Genomic DNA, 15,832 nt, shown 5'->3' with positions numbered 1-15,832 from the left:
CTTTTTAGTGATGAGTATTAAAAAGCAGTATCTGAAAACCAAGCCGGTGGCTAATGTCACTTTTCAGTTGCCAGCAGAAGCTGCTGAGGGCGCCAGCAAGGTAAATCTTGTGGGCGAATTCAACGGTTGGGACAAGGCGGCTACTGAAATGAAAAAGCTTAAAACAGGAGACTTTAAGGCTACTGTTAAGCTAGAGACCGGCAAAGAGTACCAGTTTCGTTATCTGATCGATGGCGAAGTTTGGGAAAATGATTGGGAAGCCGATAAGTATGTTCCTAATCAATTGACCTTTGAAGACAATTCGGTAGTAGAGCTATAAGAAAGACATTTAGGACTTTCCATAGGTGAGTTCTCGTTTGAGACGGGCGGTTATTGGAAACAATACCGCCTTTTTTTGTGCCTAACGGTTTGAGTGAGGAAGGTATCCCGAAGGGTAAATACAATACACCTTACGTATGCCCTGGATGGTATTGCTATTAAAGGCTGTAGAGGACTTTGTAAGATAGGATGCACCGTGGGTCTATGGCTTAAGGCTGTCTGCTCGACAGGGATGCGAGTTCCTACGTTGGGGCAAACGCACTTTTGGCGAGCTTTGGATTGAGCGGTGGCTCGTGGGGCTTGTTAATGTGTGGCTCTTTAGCGTTGGCATTACTTTTTTCTTTCCTTATAAATTTGCCTCAAGTCAGAAATTTCCTTTAACTCATCACTGATTTTCACTTTCCAAAATTTCCACCCGTTAACACTCAAATTTACTAATGCCCTTGCTGCACCACTCGGGAATGGATAAAGTTTCTGACTTCCGTCAATATTTAAGTCAATAAAACCGTCCGAATTTATCTTTGCCGTTTTTGTTGGATTAGTATCAGAATATAAAACTGTTCCTTTTTCAATAATTCCTTCGTCTAAAAGCATTTTTAATGTTATTTCAGTCAGGTCATTTGTTTTTGTTTCCATATTCAAATAATTAGATTTCCTTAACTGCAAATCTGATTTTATAAAGATGCAATAAGGTTGATTTTATCGCTTCAAATTGTTCATCAATTCCGAATGCTTCCAAAAGAACTCTTTCAAAATTCACTCTGTCTGTTTGTTCAATTTCTTGTCTTAAAGGCAATCTATTTCTATTGGCAATTGGTTGAAAAGCATTGATAATACTTTGTTTTTGCTCGTCAGATAAAAGCTGGAAATTCAAAAGTTTAAAATCCCGTTCAAATTTTGTTGCTCTCAAATCAAGTGCCCCTAACCCTCTGCCAAAACCAAAACTTTCTATAAAAAACATACTTAAAACGCTATTCAACAAGGCTAGCAATAAAGTTCTATTTTCATCTTGATATGCTTCTTTTAAGGAAAGCCCTATCATTCTCTGGTCAATAAATACACGAGGTGTACATTCAGCAATAAATAAAGACCTATCATAGTTTACATTGGCTACATAGTCAGCCATATTATCACTCTTCATCTCATACCAATAATGATTTGCCCTTCTAAGTGAAGTTGTTAGAGGAATTCCCTCTTTGTTATTTTGGTTTTCAAAACTTCTAATCCATTGCAAGGCACCTGAATGATTAAGTTGCTCCAATTCCTCAATACTTCTTGAGCAACAAAATGCCTCTGCCTCTGCTGAGCAATAAAGTCCAGTTGTGCCTCTTAGGTTTTTCAGAACTGGTTTTATGTATTCAGCTTCAATGCCATGACCAGATGCAGGATAAAACAAAGCATTCCAACCTCTTCTTTCACCACGAGTAAAATTGAAAAACTGATTACAGTCAATTAATTTTTCTGAAACTTCCACAAGCCAATTAAGATTTGCAAAGTAACCGCACCATGGGACACCAATTGTTTCAAAATTAGCTATGTCATTGACTGAATAATTCTGAATATCTACAAATTCATTATCTGTTTCTAACAAAATATTCTCGCTCAATTGTTTCGTATCAGGTATTTCATTGATATTTTCTTTTAGGGTGCAAAATGAAATTGTTCTGTCTTGGTCTATTGGCGTATTTGGGTTTCGCTTTTTCGCAATTAGAAAAGTAGTTACTACGTCTGCATTGTCAAACCATTTTCCTTTCCCAGAAATTACAACGGTTTCAATGTCATAGAAATTCTGAATTAGCTCTAAGAAAATTTCTCCGTAATCAGTTCCCAACCAGGCATTAGAAAGTATCAATCCAATTTTTCCATTTTCAGAAAGTAATTTATGTAAATAGAATGGGATATATGCGAAAATGTCACTTTTTCCGCTGAGAGTTGTTGCGGTTTCTGCTTGTTCGTATATGAAATTGTTTATTTCAGTGATATTCGGGTTTAAAACTTGAATTTCTTTGCTTTTGATAAACGGAAGATTTGATACTACGTAGTCAATAGAAGGCAGCTGTTTAATAATATCATTCCCGTTATTTGGGTCTTTAAAAGTAATGTTTTCTCCGACCTCCAAGTCAATCACGTCTGCTCTGAAAATGTTTAAAACTTTGCCAATATTATTTGGCTTAGCTAGAGTAAGGGTTGATAATTGAATAGGAAAAGAATGCTTGTCGGATGCCCAAATGCTGTTGATTATTTCGTCTTGGTTAAATTCATATTCTTCTTTGAGCAAATATGCTTGGTTGATAATTGTTCCAGTTCCGCAACAAGTATCAATTACAACTCCTTCCTTGTCTTCAACAGTAAGCCTCACTAATAAATCTGCTAATTTTTTAGGTGTGGCAAATTGTCCTGCAACCTTTCGTTTTGCAGATACAATTGAAGATTGGAGTAAATTATGAAGTATTTCGATTTCAATCCCCTCAATATTGATAGATGAAAGGAATTGATTTAACTGGATAATCTGTTTCCAAGCAGAATTTGAAATGAACTCAATTGCAAGGTTATCACTGAAAATATTCCAGAAATTGCAATGCTCAGATATTGATGCAATTATTTCCTTAGCTTGCTCAATTGAAGTTGCATTGTTTATTGATTCTATTGCTCTCGCTTCGTTAAAATGCCTTTTTAGAACATTAGCGAAGATAATCTTAAACACCCAATCAGTTAAAATTACCTTTGAAAGAGTGGGTAGTTTGTTTGAAGCGTCTTTTGTTGCTGTTGGATTGTAGCCATATTCAGTTGCCGAGGATAACCACCAGTTATTTATTTGAGCTTCAAGTCTTGAATTTCTTCTAAAATTTGTTCTTAGGTTTTCCGCTGTCGAGGGTATGTTTTCGAGAATTACATCTATGATCGCATCAACCGCCAATATTTCGGCTGAAACTTCATCTGAAATTTCTCCCGTTTCAAAATAATCGTTTAGGTCCGTAAGTATTGAATGTAGTAATGATTTCCAAAGTGCTTCTTTTGGTTTTACCTCGGTTCGATTGTTAATGTCAATGTCATTCCACGTTCTTAAAATTGAAAATGACTCACCTTGTTTAAAATAAAGAACGGCACTCTTTACATTCCATAGAATAAAGCTGTTCCTTTGTAGAATATTGGCTTTCTTGATTGCATTGCTAATTAACTCAGAATCATTAATAGGCGTGTCGGGCATTTTCAATTCCCAACCTTGTAAAATGATGTTTTTAGCTTGGTCTTTGAAAATCAATACATCTGGAAATAGACTCGACTTTTCACTGCTAATAGTGCTTTCACCTCCTGCGCCTTTAAAGTGCCAACTTTTATTTGCAAGATGCAAATTGATTTCACTTATTATATCAATTGCCCAACTTCTTTCATTGTATGTCACTTTTGCCATTTTGGTAATACAATTAATAAATTACTGGACTTGCTTTTGCTTTTCCGTTTTTGTAATTAAGTGTATGATATTTTGCGATTGGTTCATTAAACAATCTTAAAGTTGATTCTTCAATTTCTTTTCTTTTCAGTGTTTCCTGAATTCTATCGGTGCAAATTTTTATGTAATCAACTGGTTTAACCTTATGGAGTAAAACATCTTCATTTTTTTCAATTCCTATAAATTGTCTGTTTTCCAATATTGCAGAAAGCAAGAAACTACCGCTACCACAGGCATTATCAAGAACTATGTCACCAGGGTTGGTAAAAGTCTTAATTAGGTATCTACCTAATTCAATTGGCTTTTGAGTTGGGTGTAAAACTGGACCTTCGGATTCTGCAGTCTTCACATACACAAAATCGTCTATCGGTTGTTCTTCATATGCAATAACGTCAGTTGGGTATCTTTCTCCATTGCTCTTTACATGGTTGGATTTAAAGTCTCCATAACTCCCAGTAAGTTGATTTTTTCTATATCCTTTGTCATATGCTTCACCATTGGTCATTTGAGGATTGTATGATGGTTGCTTTTTGTAGAAAAGACAAATATCTTCGTGTTTGCGAAGTGGCTGCTTTTTTGCATTTAGGAAGTTTGTTGATTTAGATTTTATCCATACGATTTTGTATTTGAATAATTTCTCGTTACTCATAATCAATTTCGCTGTAAAAAGCCCTTGTGCTGTTAAGGCAATGGCTCCATCATCTTTGATGATTCTTTCATAATGACTCCAAAGTTGGTCTAAGTCAATTACTGAATCCCATTTATTCTGAGTTGTCCCATAAGGCAAATCACAAAGTATCATATCAATTGACTTGCTTGGAATGTTTTTCATAACTTCCAAGCAGTCACCTTGGATTACCTTGTTTAAATATTTTTCAATTGATTTAGCCATTTCTTAAAATTTTAAATTTCCTTGTTTAACCTTTGACACTCTGTAGTATTTCGCTTTTTCCTCTGCCATGGTCAATAATTCTGTTGAGTCGGAAACTCGATAAATCATTTCAGCAATTTTTTCGCTGTAAAATTCTTTTTCAAGTTTTTTAATGTCCAATTTGAAAACCTTTGCAAGTTTTGGGAGTATTTCCTCTGGAACATTGCGTTTATGGTTCTCAATTTTGGAAAGTGTTGATTGGTCAATATCAAGTGCAGCAGCAAGTTTTGTTAGTGTCAAACCGTGCTGAACCCGCAAATTGTGAATGTATTCTCCGAGTTTTTCTTTCATCGCCTTGAAGTTTTTGCCTTGACAATTTTGTCAAAAATACAAAATGTTTTCACTTAACTATACTTTCATATAATCTCATTGAGGTTGAATATTGATTTGTGATCCAGGACAATTCAAGCTCTTTTGGCTATCAACGTTGGCAAAACCAAATGCGATGTATGTTAGTTTGGCTTTTTCAGTATGTGCCAACGTTGCCTAACGCTCATAGGGGCGAGCGACAGCCAACCCATAGTGCGCTCAAGGCACCTTTAAGTTTTTTGAAAAGCACAGAGATTCTAATAGATTGAGTGTGTTTTTCTTCTATGAATAAAGTGGATTAAAGGGAGATTTGCAAGAAGAGAAGGCTGACTAAATCTTCTATAGGAGGCTTTAGTTCATTCTCTCGATCGGTTTTATCCATTACTTCTGTTTGCTACAAGCAGACTTTAGGATGGTGCGATTAAATGAAACCCGCCTTCCTTTAAAAAGGCGGATTGGTTTTCGGAAGTCCAAGCTTCAGCTCTCGAATTATCTGATTTTCAGCAGAAATTTTAATCTTATCGGGCCACCTGCTGTTTTATGTAGCTTAGGTCTATGTTGATTTCCCGGGCTATTTCTTCCAGCGTGTCCATCAGGCCATTGTCATTCTCGGCAATCGGTCTGTTTTTTGCGTAGATCGATCTGCTCAATTCGAACACACTGTTTTGCAGGTTTACCAAAATGGGGTTTAGCTTCACCTTTTTATATAGCCGAATGGTGGCCAAAATGTCTTTAAGAATTTGTTGATTGGAAAGATCGAACAAAAACTCGGTGAACATTTCGTAGAGTTTATCATTGAGCCGGGCATTCAGCAGGTCTTCGTTCAGTTTTATATTCCACTTGAGCACTTCGTCACACAGTTCGTCCATTTTTTGAATGCTGAAATGGCCGTTGCTAAGCAGGTCTTTGAACTCAATATTAATTACGTCTTCAATATTCTGTTTGAGGGTTGGCGGAATTTGAAGGTTTTCTACCTTCATTACATTCAGAATGTTGTAGTTGCGATCGTAGATTTTTCTATAACTATCATAGGCCAGTTCTTCGCTTTGGGCCAGGTATTGATTCACGAGTTTCATTTGCTCGTCTTTGAACATACCAAAGAAGGAGAAGGTGTGGGTTTTAAAGCTGGCTTTGATAATGTCTACCACCGAGGCTACGTTGCTGCGTTCGAAAGCTGCATTGAGGGCATCGGAGATAGGAACAAATTCTTCGGTAGAGAGTCTTCTGGAAGTGCCACCTATGAGGTGGTGTTGCCCCAGGTAGAGCACCACAAAGCTAAATTCCTTCTTGGAGGTGGTTACCTTAGATTTCACCTGAGTGGTGCCGTAGGCGAGTTTTTGCATTCCTGCACTTTTGCGCTCAAAGAATATGCTGTTGCAGTCGTAATTGAGCACTGTAAGGCTTTGAGGATAGTCTGCAAAAAGAGAGGCTACCGCATAGTGCATCCCTACCTGTGTAAGGGAGAGTTGGTAAGGTTTTATGTGTTTCAGGTAAATGTCTTTTCCCGTTCCCTGGCCCGGTACGTTGCTTTCGGCTTTGGCAAGGTCTTCCAGTAGTTGATCTTCAAACCTTACCTCCGACTCGCTTTCGCCCAACTGAATGGCACGACAGGCATATTGCAGTATCTGCAAGGTTTCAATACCTGAAATATCGTTGAAGAACCAACCACAACTGGTATACATGAGCATGGCATTGCGCTGCATTTCCAACATGCGCATGGTGTGTGTGCGCTCTTCATCGGTTAGTTTACGACCTACATGCCGTTTCAAAAATTTGTTTAGGTTGGGTTTAGACCTATCGAGAATTACTTCGATGTACTCATTGCGCATGGCCCAGGGATCTTGAACCAGATTGCTTAATCCGTTTTCGAAAATAGCGATCATGGTTTGGCGGGCATTGTCCAGTGCCTGACGCAATGGTTCTCGCCACTTCTGATGCCAGTGTTCTTCGCCACCGGTATGGCAGCCGCAATTAGATCGCCAGCGTTCTACTCCATGTACACAACTCCAGGAGCTGTTTTCATGAATTTGAACTTCATGTTCGGGCTCAAACATAGCCAGGTATTGGGCATAATTGGTCAGCTGAGTCAGTTGGTTTTCTTCGATATATCGAAGACAGTAGGCCAAGGCCATGTCTCCATTTTTGTGGTGGTGGCCATAGCTTTCTCCATCGGTGGCTATGTGTACCAATTCACGCTTCTGGCCTCTATAGCCTTCCATAAGGTCTTGGGCAAAGGCTTTTCCGTTGCCTAAAACTCCCTTGAAAGCTACATTCTGAGACCTGGAGCCATCGTAAAAATAGAGTGCTATGCGCTCACCGTTGGGCAGTTTATACCAATAATGTTGGTTAGGGTCAATGCCTTCTGTCCAGTTGTCTTCTCCAATTTTTCTAAAACGGGCGGCTTGTCTGGGTGCGAGAAGAGTAAATTTTATGCCCTGGGCAGCCATTATGCTCAATGTTTCTGTGTCAACAGCGGCTTCGCCCAACCACATGCCTTCCGGGTTTCTCCCAAAGCGTTTTTTAAAGTCTGCAATGCCCCAAATAATTTGGGTTTCCTTGTCGCGCCTGTTGGCCAAAGGCATAATCATATGGTTGTATACCTGCGCCATGGCCGAACCATGGCCACCAAAGTTTTTCTGACTTTGCTTATCGGAATCGAGTATGGCCTGGTAGGTAACGGGGGCGTGTTGCTCCATCCAGGAGAGCAATGTTGGTCCAAAGTTGAAACTGATTTTGGAGTAGTTGTTGACTATATCTATAATCTTTCCCTCGTCATTGAGCACTCTGGAAAAGGCATTGGGGTAGTAGCACTCTCTGGTAATGCGCTCGTTCCAATCGTGGTAAGGGAAAGCACTGGGTTGAATTTCAATTTTTTCGAGCCAGGCATTTTCTCTTGGGGGCTGATAGAAATGCCCGTGAATACATAAATATTTTTCCATGTAGCAGACCTACTTCTTCTTGTTGATTTTCTTAGTGCCCTTTGTGGGCACTTGCTTTAAAATAATGACCGAAAGCGGAGGTAAGGTAAGCTCCAGCGAGTTTGGTCTTCCATGGTGAGGGTGTGCTTCAGAAACCAGTTCTCCGGCATTGGAAACTCCGCTACCCCAGTAGTCTTTGCTGTCGGAGTTGAAGATTTCCTGCCAGGTGCCGCCATTTATGCCAATGCGGTAGCCGGTTCTTACCACGGGGGTAAAGTTACAGACTACGGCCAGGTTATCAGATTCTTTGTGGCCTTTTCTGAGGTAACTAATTACTGAATTGTGGTAGTCGTTCAGTTCAATCCACTCAAACCCTTCGGCCGAAAAGCTGTGCTCAAAAAGGGCCGGTTCTTGCCGGTACAATTGGTTGAGGCTTTGGGTAAGTGCCTGAATCCCCCGATGCGGAGCATGGTCTAGCAAATGCCAGTCTATTGAGTAGTCGTGCTTCCACTCTGTGGTTTGACCTATCTCTCCTCCCATAAACACCAGTTTGGTTCCGGGGTGGGTATACATATAGGCATAGAGCAATCGCAAGTTGGCAAAACGTTGCCATTCATCGCCCGGCATTCGGTCAATTAATGGCCCCTTTCCATGAACTACCTCATCGTGAGAGAGGGGAAGCATAAAGTTTTCCGTAAAGGCGTAGTTCAGGCTAAAGGTTATGTTGTTTTGATGGTATTGTCTGTAAAAAGGGTCTTTTTTGAAATATTCGAGTGTGTCGTGCATCCAGCCCATCATCCATTTCATGCCAAAACCCAGGCCTCCAATATAGGTTGGGCGCGAAACTGATGGCCATGCGGTAGACTCTTCGGCAATGGTTTGTACGCCTTCAAAGTTTGCATAAACGTATTCGTTAAGTTCTTTAAGAAAAGAGATGGCCTCCAGATTTTCACGGCCCCCGTACTGGTTAGGAATCCACTCACCTTCTTTTCGTGAATAGTCAAGGTAGAGCATAGAGGCTACGGCATCTACCCGAAGACCGTCTGCATGGCACACATCTAACCAAAAACCGGCACTGCTAATGAGAAAAGCACGCACCTCGTTGCGGCCGTAGTTGAAGATATATGAACTCCAGTCGGGGTGATATCCCTGCCGCGGGTCGGCATGTTCGTATAAGTGGGTGCCATCGAACGTATAAATGCCGTGTGCATCGTTGGGGAAGTGGGAGGGAACCCAGTCTAGAATTACCCCAATTTCTGCCTCATGGAAGGCATCTATCATGGCCATAAACTCTTCGGGGGTGCCGTAGCGAGAGGTCGGGGCAAAATAGCCCGTACACTGGTAGCCCCATGATCCAAAGAAAGGGTGCTCCATAATGGGCAGAAACTCAACATGAGTATAGCCCATTTCTTTTACGTAGTGTACCAATTCTTTGGCCAGCTCATTATACGTAAGCGATTGGCCATTGGCCTTGCGTTTCCACGAGCCCAAGTGCACTTCGTATACAGCGTAGGGCCTGTTGAGCGCATTGCGTTCTTTGCGGGCTTTCATCCAGGCCTTGTCTTTCCACTTATAATTGGCTTCCCATACCAGAGAGGCTGTTTTGGGCGGAACTTCCCAATGTAGGGCAAAGGGGTCGCCTTTTTCCAGTACTTGTCCTTCTTGGTTGGAGTGTATCTTGTATTTATATACTGTGCCTTTTCCTATGCCCTCTACAAAACCTTCCCAAATGCCGGTGCCGTCCCAGCGAGGGTAAAGTTCGTAGCCTTCACCGTTCCAGAAATTGAAATCACCAATTACCTGAACCTTACGGGCATTGGGAGCCCAAACCGCAAAGAGAGTCCCTTTTTTGCCTTCATATTCGATGATATGCGATCCCAGCTTTTCGTATAGTCTAAAGTGTTTGCCCGACTTAAACAGGTCGCTATCAAAATCGGTCATTAGCGAATGAGCACTTACGTATTGATGTTCTTTCATGATAATTCGTCTAAAATCTGCTTTATTCCTGTTAGCGGAATTATTACCCAATCGGGCCTGGCCTTCAACTCATAGCCTATTTCATATACTGCTTTTTCCAGCAGATGGTATTGCAGTAGGTATCGGATTTCGCTTTCGTAGCCAATGTCCAGGTTATTGGCCATGGCCTCTTTTACATAGCTATTGAGAAAAACTGCCGAGAGAGCCCTGTAGTACTTTTCACCTACCAAAAAGCGATCTTCAACAGACAGCTTATGTTTGGATTTTTCATCGAAAATAACCGCGTAAATACCGTAGTGAAACGAACGAAGCATACCGGCTACATCTTTGAGCGGAGTTTGCTTAACCTTGCGATCGCGAATGGTGCTTTCCGGTTCGCCTTCATAGTCAATTATGTAGAAGTCGTCATTCGGGGTCATAAGAATCTGCCCCAGATGCAAGTCGCCATGTATACGAATGCGGCTGGAGTTGAGTCGTGTTTCTTCAAAGGCCAGAAACTGGGTAGTAATTTTTTCTCTCGATGCCACAAACAGTTCGGCATATTGACGCGCAAGGCCTTTGAGTTTACTCAGGTTTTCTTCAACCAAAATAAAGCGGGCATTGAGTTGGTAGATGATTCTGTTTTTGAGCCATACGGTGTAGTCGCCATTGAATGGAATAGGGTTAAACTTGGTGTCTACTTTGTTGCTAAATAGGGCAATGTGCATTTGTGCCACTCTAAGGGCCATGCGTTCTACTTTTTGCAATACATCGTCACCTATGAGCAAACGAAAGTCAGACCTGAGGGCCTCTGTTTCTCTAAGCTCGAAGTTGGGAATGTCTTCGATGTCTTTGGGGGCAATTGAGGTGGCTTCAATACGTTCAAAATACCCCTTCATCATGTCGAGGGTATGGTTCCATGCTTCGCCCACATTATCAATGCGTTCCTGAATTATACCTATGGAAAGTACGGCATATTGATTTTTAACCCAGCTTATACTACCACCATACTTCGGGCTGTTTTCAAAATGGCTCTCATCAGATAGAAACTTGGTAATTTCCAGATCGGGATTGGCATCTTGAAAAAGTCTTCTGTAGGCCTTAAAAAAGTATTTGCCGTTGTATTCTATGGAGGTATTGCTTTGGTCGAAGCCCATTACTTTGGAAGATTCATAGGGAGGGCTATTGCGCAATACTTTGCCGCGTTCAAAGCTTAGCTTGGTGTGGCCATCGGTTATACTTTTCTGGGAGAGGATTTGATGGTACAGGGCTTTTCGAAATGGTTCGAAGTATAGCGCATCAACAATAACTCCTGCATGCGCATCTATTGAAAGGGAATGAACAATGGCAATTTCATGATCTACCGCTGAACGGTCTTTTACAAAAGCCAGAGTCATAAAATAGTACTCGGTGAAGCCTGCTGCAAAGTTGACCTCAATGGTAATGAAGAAGGCTGTTTGGTGGTTGGTAATAGAGAAAGGCATGGCCATCTCTATCCGGCAGGTTTTTACCTTTTGACTTTTGGCCGCGTACCACCGCGTACCCATCATGTAAGAGGGTAATATTTCGCTACTCAGCTTGTGCCGAAAGCTATCGTTCCGAAAATGTTCGGTCCAGGCGGTATCGAAGGATGTGGTGGTGTTGGCCATGGCTTAGTAGTTGATGGTAAATATGTGATAGGGGAGTTGGTAAGGATCCAACTCCACATAGTTCCATTCCTGGTTCCATATATAGCTATTGCCCGTAACCAAATCGGTTACCCGCATGGGGTGCGTGCCGCCAATACCCATTTTGTGCCTGGGTACCTGCACCCAACCGCTTTGTCGGTTGTAGGGGTCAAGATTAACCACGCAGAGTATATGATCTTTCTTGTCTTCGCTTTGTTTGAAATAGGCCAGAAGCTGGCCATTGTCTATGGTACAAAAGTCTATGTTGTTGGTATAATGAAAAGCCTTATGGTCTTTCCTTATTTGGTTTATTCTGGCGATCAGTCGGGTGAGTTTATTGGTTTTGGACCAGTCCCAGTGCTTCACCTCATATTTCTCAGAGTGCAAATACTCTTCTTTGCCAATAACTGCCTGGTGCACAATCTGCTCATACACGGGGCCATACATGCCAAAGTTGGAGCTAAGTGTGGCGGCCAGCATGTGGCGAATAATATATAAGTTCTCATTGCCTCCTTGAAGAATCCACGGGTTAATGTCGGGGGTGTTGGGCCAAAAGTTTGGTCTGAAGTAGTCTTTCATGTGCCCCCTGGTGAGCTCGGTCATGTACTCAATAAGCTCCTGCTTGTTATTGCGCCATGTATAATAGGTGTATCCCTGAGTGAAGCCAATTTTAGCCAAATGTTGCATGGTTTTAGGTTTGGTAAAGGCTTCGGAAAGAAAAAGCACATCGGGGTCTTTCTTCTTTACTTCCGCAATGAGGTACTCCCAAAATCCAAATGGCTTGGTGTGTGGGTTGTCTACCCTGAAGATTTTTATACCCAACGCATTCCAGTGGAGTACAATGCTTACAAATTCATCCCACATGTTTTCCCAATCTTCCGATTCGAAGTATATGGGGTAAATGTCCTGATACTTTTTGGGCGGATTTTCCGCATACTGTACGGTTCCATCAGGACGCCATTTGAACCAGGAAGGGTGTTGTTTTACATAGGGATGGTCGGGAGAGCATTGCAGTGCAAAATCCATGGCTATTTCAATACCATGTTGGGCGGCCGTTTCAATTACTTTTTTAAAATCATCGAAGCTGCCTAATTCGGGTAAAATATCCTTATGTCCTCCGGTGGTATTGCCAATGGCCCAGGGCACTCCCACATCATCGGGTTGAGCGGTGGTAGAGTTGTTTTTACCTTTTCGGTGGTTGGACCCAATAGGGTGAATGGGTGGGAAATAGATTACATCGAACCCCAGTTTAGCCACATACGGAATCACGTCTAAACAGTCTTGAAAGGTGCCGTGCTGACCCGGCTCTTTGGCCGTGGAACGTGGAAAAAATTCATACCATGTGCTAAAAAGTGCTTTCTTACGATCTACGTAGAGGGGTAAGTTCTTTTCGTAGGTAGTAGCAAAGGTTTTAACCGGATTATGGAGGAAAATGGAATGGAGTGTTTCCGATCTTGCTTCTTCTATGGCCTGCTGGTAAGCCTCGGGTTTTTGGAAGGTTTCAATGAGTCCTTCCAGATAGGTTGCATTTTTTTTGTCTTTCTTTTTGGCCTCTTTCAGATACTGAATTCCATCCAGAAGTTCTACGTCAACATGTTGGTTATCGGCTATTTTGCGCTCGATGTTGTGTTGCCAGGTGAGCGGATAATCTACCCAGGCTTCTACGGTATAGAGGTAAAGCCCTTGTTTGTCTACCTGAAATTCCCCTACCCATCGGTCGTTGTCGCGATGTTGCATGGGGGAGTATTTCCATGTTTTGGCTTTCTCGTGTTTGTATTTGATATGGGCATTGAGCACATCGTGTCCATCGGCCAGAATATCGGCCGAGACTTCGAACACTTGGTCTACCACTCGTTTGGCGGCATGTTGCCCACAATTGATTTCAGGGGAAACGTTTTCGATGACAACACGTCTTTGACCGGATTTCATTTTATGATTGTTTTTTGGTGTAAATGAGGCGAAGTAGTTAAAACTCAAAGGGTATTGGCCTTTATGCCTTAATGAAAATAAAGAAAAATATATGGGCTTATCAAACGCCCGTAGCCTAATTCTGATGCAAACGGTTGCTCTCTTTTGGTTGTGCTTTTTTACTCGTGCACAGGGTTGAGGCCGACTTTTTTTGGGGCGAAATTCAAAGAGCCTTAGGTGATGAGACAGCAGGATAAAAAAAAGCTAGCCCATCAGGCTAGCTTTTTTTGTGATAAGTGTTTAGGTGTAAGGGTGTTTTTAGCTCCACTTGAGAGCAATTTTTTTAATGTCTATATCCCACGAGTTCTCTGCCTCTTCTTTGCTGCTAAGCTCGCTTCGTATCTCTTGCCACAGGGCCTTGTTTCCGGTGAAATAGGAGGCCTTGGGCACTATATCGTCTTGCAAGGCTATGCGGTTATCGTCCGCGTCTTTGAGGTTGTTGTTCCAGTCCAGCTCATTCACTTTGTATTTCATTCGGAATAATTCCAGAAACACCTTTTTGATTTGAGCATTACTGTCGGTAAGCTGTATTTGAGCAAAAAAGAGCTGGTCTCTGTAAAGGTGCATTTGAAGTATACACTTAATGCCCTTCACATTAAGTTTATAGAAGAGGGTAATCTGAGTATCGAGGGGGAGACCCTTTTTTTGTGCAAAGTTTGGCTTGCCAAACAGCCTTCTTATTTCTTTTTGGGTTTTGCCAAATTCTACTCCATAAAACCTAATGTGTTTTTCTGTAGAATAGCTTTGGTTGGTGTCTCGGCTATGAAAGTTAAAGGCCGATGAAACATTGAGGGCATTTCTGGACTGGTAGAAGTCTTCCTTGCCCAAATAATAGAGCTTTCTCCTTTTCCTGCTGCCAAATAATGACAAGAAAGGCAAACTATCAGTTCGCATAACATTTAGTGTTTAGGTGGTGTTTGTTCGTTAAGAACAAGGTGAAGTTAGAAAAACTAGCGAGAAAAAAATAATCTGTAGCAACATAAAAATCGGCTTTTAGAAAGACTAAAAGCCGATTTTTAGAAGGGATCAGATGGAAAACAGTTGTCAACGGCAAAAAAATGTATTTATAAAAAATACTACTTTTTTTGGCCCTTTTATTCTTCTTATCTAAAAGTGAAATTTACAAAATAAATTGTCCTATCCCATAAGAGCTCTAAACTGCCTCCGTCTTTGGTTTCTACCACCTGGATAGTAAAGTCTTCAATGGTTTCAGCATTATTTTCGCGTTGCATGGGTACTCTCATAAGGTCTCGTGATTGATCGTAGGCTTGGCCGTTTTGTCCGGTTTGTTGGTTAATGATGAGCGTGCCACCTTCTTCTTCAGGAATGGAGAAAAGGGTGTATTCTCCGGCCGGAATTTTTTGCCCGTTTATATATAGGTCTTTGCTTGTAGAAAAGTGGCTGGCGGCATTGGCTCCGGTTCTCCATACTTTGCCATAGGGTACTATGCCTCCAAAAATTTCTCTTCCGCGTTTTTGAGGAGAACCGTAGGTCACTTTAAAGTCGGAGCCGCCAAAGCTAAATTCGGCTTCGCGTGCTGGTGATAGAGTGCCAAATGGAGAGCCTTTTTCGTCTATGGCCAAATATCGCTTGGTCAGTGCATCAAAATCTAGTTCGGCCACGCGCTCAACAATCAGTTTACGTGTTGTTTCTTTGGCGTCTAGCTCTATCAAGTCTCCTGATGCATTGGTTTTTACATACATCACTCCGCGGCTGGGGTGTCTGAGTGTGTAATTGTTGGGTTGGGTACGGTGAATAATAAAGTCTGAAGCTCTTCTGCCTGTAAGCAGGTATTGATGAATGGAATCGGCAGCCGAATTATTGGCTCTATTGAAGGCTATGTCGTACGGCCAGTGCACCATGTCTATGAATGGCAGGTATGTGCCGTCATTGGCCATAGAATATGTAACCGCACCGTTGCGTCCCTGAGCAGTTATCTTAAGGCTATCGCCACTGGCACTTATTTCCTGAACAACACGGCCTTGTTCCGAATTAGAAAAGTCATCTTCGTAGGTGGTGGCTTCCATGGCAATGAGGCGGTTGCTATCGTCCCACTCTATGCTGTAGCTGGTGAGGCTGATTCTCGGACTCCTCAATACCACATCGGCCTCTAACTGGCGGCCAGACTTACTAATTCGCTCAATGGCCAAGGTGTCGTTGCCCAGTTTAGTTACTAAATAGTAAGTGTTACTTGCTTTACTGTCTGTTGAACCGGGCTGGCAGGCTATTATTAGCAAGCCAGCCATTAATGATAGAATTACTTGTTTCATGGGGTTAATGGTCAGTTTCCATGAAATTAGTTGGCAAGAGGTGC

Annotated in this window: 11 protein-coding genes; 1 reads left to right on the top strand and 10 read right to left on the bottom strand. The window is 41.8% G+C overall.

Annotated features, from left to right (window positions below; genetic code table 11):
• Window positions 1-10 precede the first annotated feature (10 nt).
• The gene (locus tag B3O12_RS07475) at window positions 11-319 is read left to right on the top strand and encodes an isoamylase early set domain-containing protein (protein WP_189629656.1); all 309 of its coding nucleotides are present in this window, start codon (window positions 11-13) and stop codon (window positions 317-319) included.
• 329 nt (window positions 320-648) lie between these two features.
• On the opposite strand, the gene B3O12_RS07470 is transcribed toward B3O12_RS07475, so the two are convergent.
• The 10 genes from B3O12_RS07470 to B3O12_RS07425 all read right to left on the bottom strand — a co-directional run bounded on the left by B3O12_RS07470 (window position 649) and on the right by B3O12_RS07425 (window position 15,788).
• On the bottom strand, window positions 649-954 hold the full coding sequence (locus B3O12_RS07470; protein ID WP_286755833.1) for a hypothetical protein: 306 nt from the start codon (window positions 952-954) through the stop codon (window positions 649-651).
• Between the two features lie 10 nt (window positions 955-964).
• Entirely contained in the window at window positions 965-3,730 is a 2,766-nt protein-coding gene (locus B3O12_RS07465) for an N-6 DNA methylase (RefSeq protein WP_286755832.1), read from the bottom strand.
• A gap of 13 nt (window positions 3,731-3,743) precedes the next feature.
• Window positions 3,744-4,661 carry a DNA-methyltransferase gene (locus tag B3O12_RS07460; RefSeq protein WP_286755831.1) on the bottom strand — a complete coding sequence of 306 codons (918 nt, stop codon included), beginning with the start codon at window positions 4,659-4,661 and terminating at the stop codon, window positions 3,744-3,746.
• A 3-nt stretch (window positions 4,662-4,664) separates the two neighbouring features.
• Window positions 4,665-4,991 (bottom strand): helix-turn-helix domain-containing protein, encoded by a 327-nt coding sequence (locus B3O12_RS07455; protein ID WP_286755830.1) that lies wholly within the window; start codon window positions 4,989-4,991, stop codon window positions 4,665-4,667.
• A gap of 536 nt (window positions 4,992-5,527) precedes the next feature.
• A complete protein-coding gene (locus tag B3O12_RS07450; RefSeq protein WP_286755828.1) occupies window positions 5,528-7,948 on the bottom strand; it encodes a DUF3536 domain-containing protein in 2,421 nt (806 codons plus the stop codon).
• 9 nt (window positions 7,949-7,957) lie between these two features.
• Window positions 7,958-9,904 (bottom strand): 1,4-alpha-glucan branching protein GlgB, encoded by a 1,947-nt coding sequence (gene glgB, locus B3O12_RS07445; protein ID WP_286755826.1) that lies wholly within the window; start codon window positions 9,902-9,904, stop codon window positions 7,958-7,960.
• Window positions 9,901-11,532 (bottom strand): hypothetical protein, encoded by a 1,632-nt coding sequence (locus tag B3O12_RS07440; protein WP_286755825.1) that lies wholly within the window; start codon window positions 11,530-11,532, stop codon window positions 9,901-9,903. The genes glgB and B3O12_RS07440 overlap by 4 nt, the downstream gene beginning before the upstream one ends.
• Before the next feature lie 3 nt (window positions 11,533-11,535).
• Window positions 11,536-13,479, bottom strand: coding sequence for an alpha-1,4-glucan--maltose-1-phosphate maltosyltransferase (locus tag B3O12_RS07435; protein WP_286755824.1), 1,944 nt, complete (start codon window positions 13,477-13,479; stop codon window positions 11,536-11,538).
• 297 nt (window positions 13,480-13,776) lie between these two features.
• Window positions 13,777-14,412, bottom strand: a complete 636-nt coding sequence (locus tag B3O12_RS07430) for a hypothetical protein (RefSeq protein ID WP_189629661.1) — start codon at window positions 14,410-14,412, stop codon at window positions 13,777-13,779.
• A 209-nt stretch (window positions 14,413-14,621) separates the two neighbouring features.
• Window positions 14,622-15,788: a DUF2911 domain-containing protein gene (locus B3O12_RS07425; protein ID WP_189629662.1), complete on the bottom strand. Its 1,167-nt coding sequence runs from the start codon at window positions 15,786-15,788 to the stop codon at window positions 14,622-14,624.
• Window positions 15,789-15,832 lie beyond the last annotated feature (44 nt).

The organism is Roseivirga sp. UBA838 (assembly GCF_002296035.1).
Lineage (GTDB): Bacteria > Bacteroidota > Bacteroidia > Cytophagales > Cyclobacteriaceae > Roseivirga > Roseivirga thermotolerans.
This window is presented reverse-complemented; position numbering and strand designations above follow the sequence as displayed.

Excerpts from the sequence above, each read along its gene's own strand:
- B3O12_RS07475 (WP_189629656.1), top strand. The coding sequence starts at position 11 with ATGAGTATTAAAAAGCAGTATCTGAAAACCAAGCCGGTGGCTAATGTC.
- B3O12_RS07470 (WP_286755833.1), bottom strand. The coding sequence starts at position 954 with ATGGAAACAAAAACAAATGACCTGACTGAAATAACATTAAAAATGCTT.
- B3O12_RS07465 (WP_286755832.1), bottom strand. The coding sequence starts at position 3,730 with ATGGCAAAAGTGACATACAATGAAAGAAGTTGGGCAATTGATATAATA.
- B3O12_RS07460 (WP_286755831.1), bottom strand. The coding sequence starts at position 4,661 with ATGGCTAAATCAATTGAAAAATATTTAAACAAGGTAATCCAAGGTGAC.
- B3O12_RS07455 (WP_286755830.1), bottom strand. The coding sequence starts at position 4,991 with ATGAAAGAAAAACTCGGAGAATACATTCACAATTTGCGGGTTCAGCAC.
- B3O12_RS07450 (WP_286755828.1), bottom strand. The coding sequence starts at position 7,948 with ATGGAAAAATATTTATGTATTCACGGGCATTTCTATCAGCCCCCAAGA.
- glgB (WP_286755826.1), bottom strand. The coding sequence starts at position 9,904 with ATGAAAGAACATCAATACGTAAGTGCTCATTCGCTAATGACCGATTTT.
- B3O12_RS07440 (WP_286755825.1), bottom strand. The coding sequence starts at position 11,532 with ATGGCCAACACCACCACATCCTTCGATACCGCCTGGACCGAACATTTT.
- B3O12_RS07435 (WP_286755824.1), bottom strand. The coding sequence starts at position 13,479 with ATGAAATCCGGTCAAAGACGTGTTGTCATCGAAAACGTTTCCCCTGAA.
- B3O12_RS07430 (WP_189629661.1), bottom strand. The coding sequence starts at position 14,412 with ATGCGAACTGATAGTTTGCCTTTCTTGTCATTATTTGGCAGCAGGAAA.
- B3O12_RS07425 (WP_189629662.1), bottom strand. The coding sequence starts at position 15,788 with ATGAAACAAGTAATTCTATCATTAATGGCTGGCTTGCTAATAATAGCC.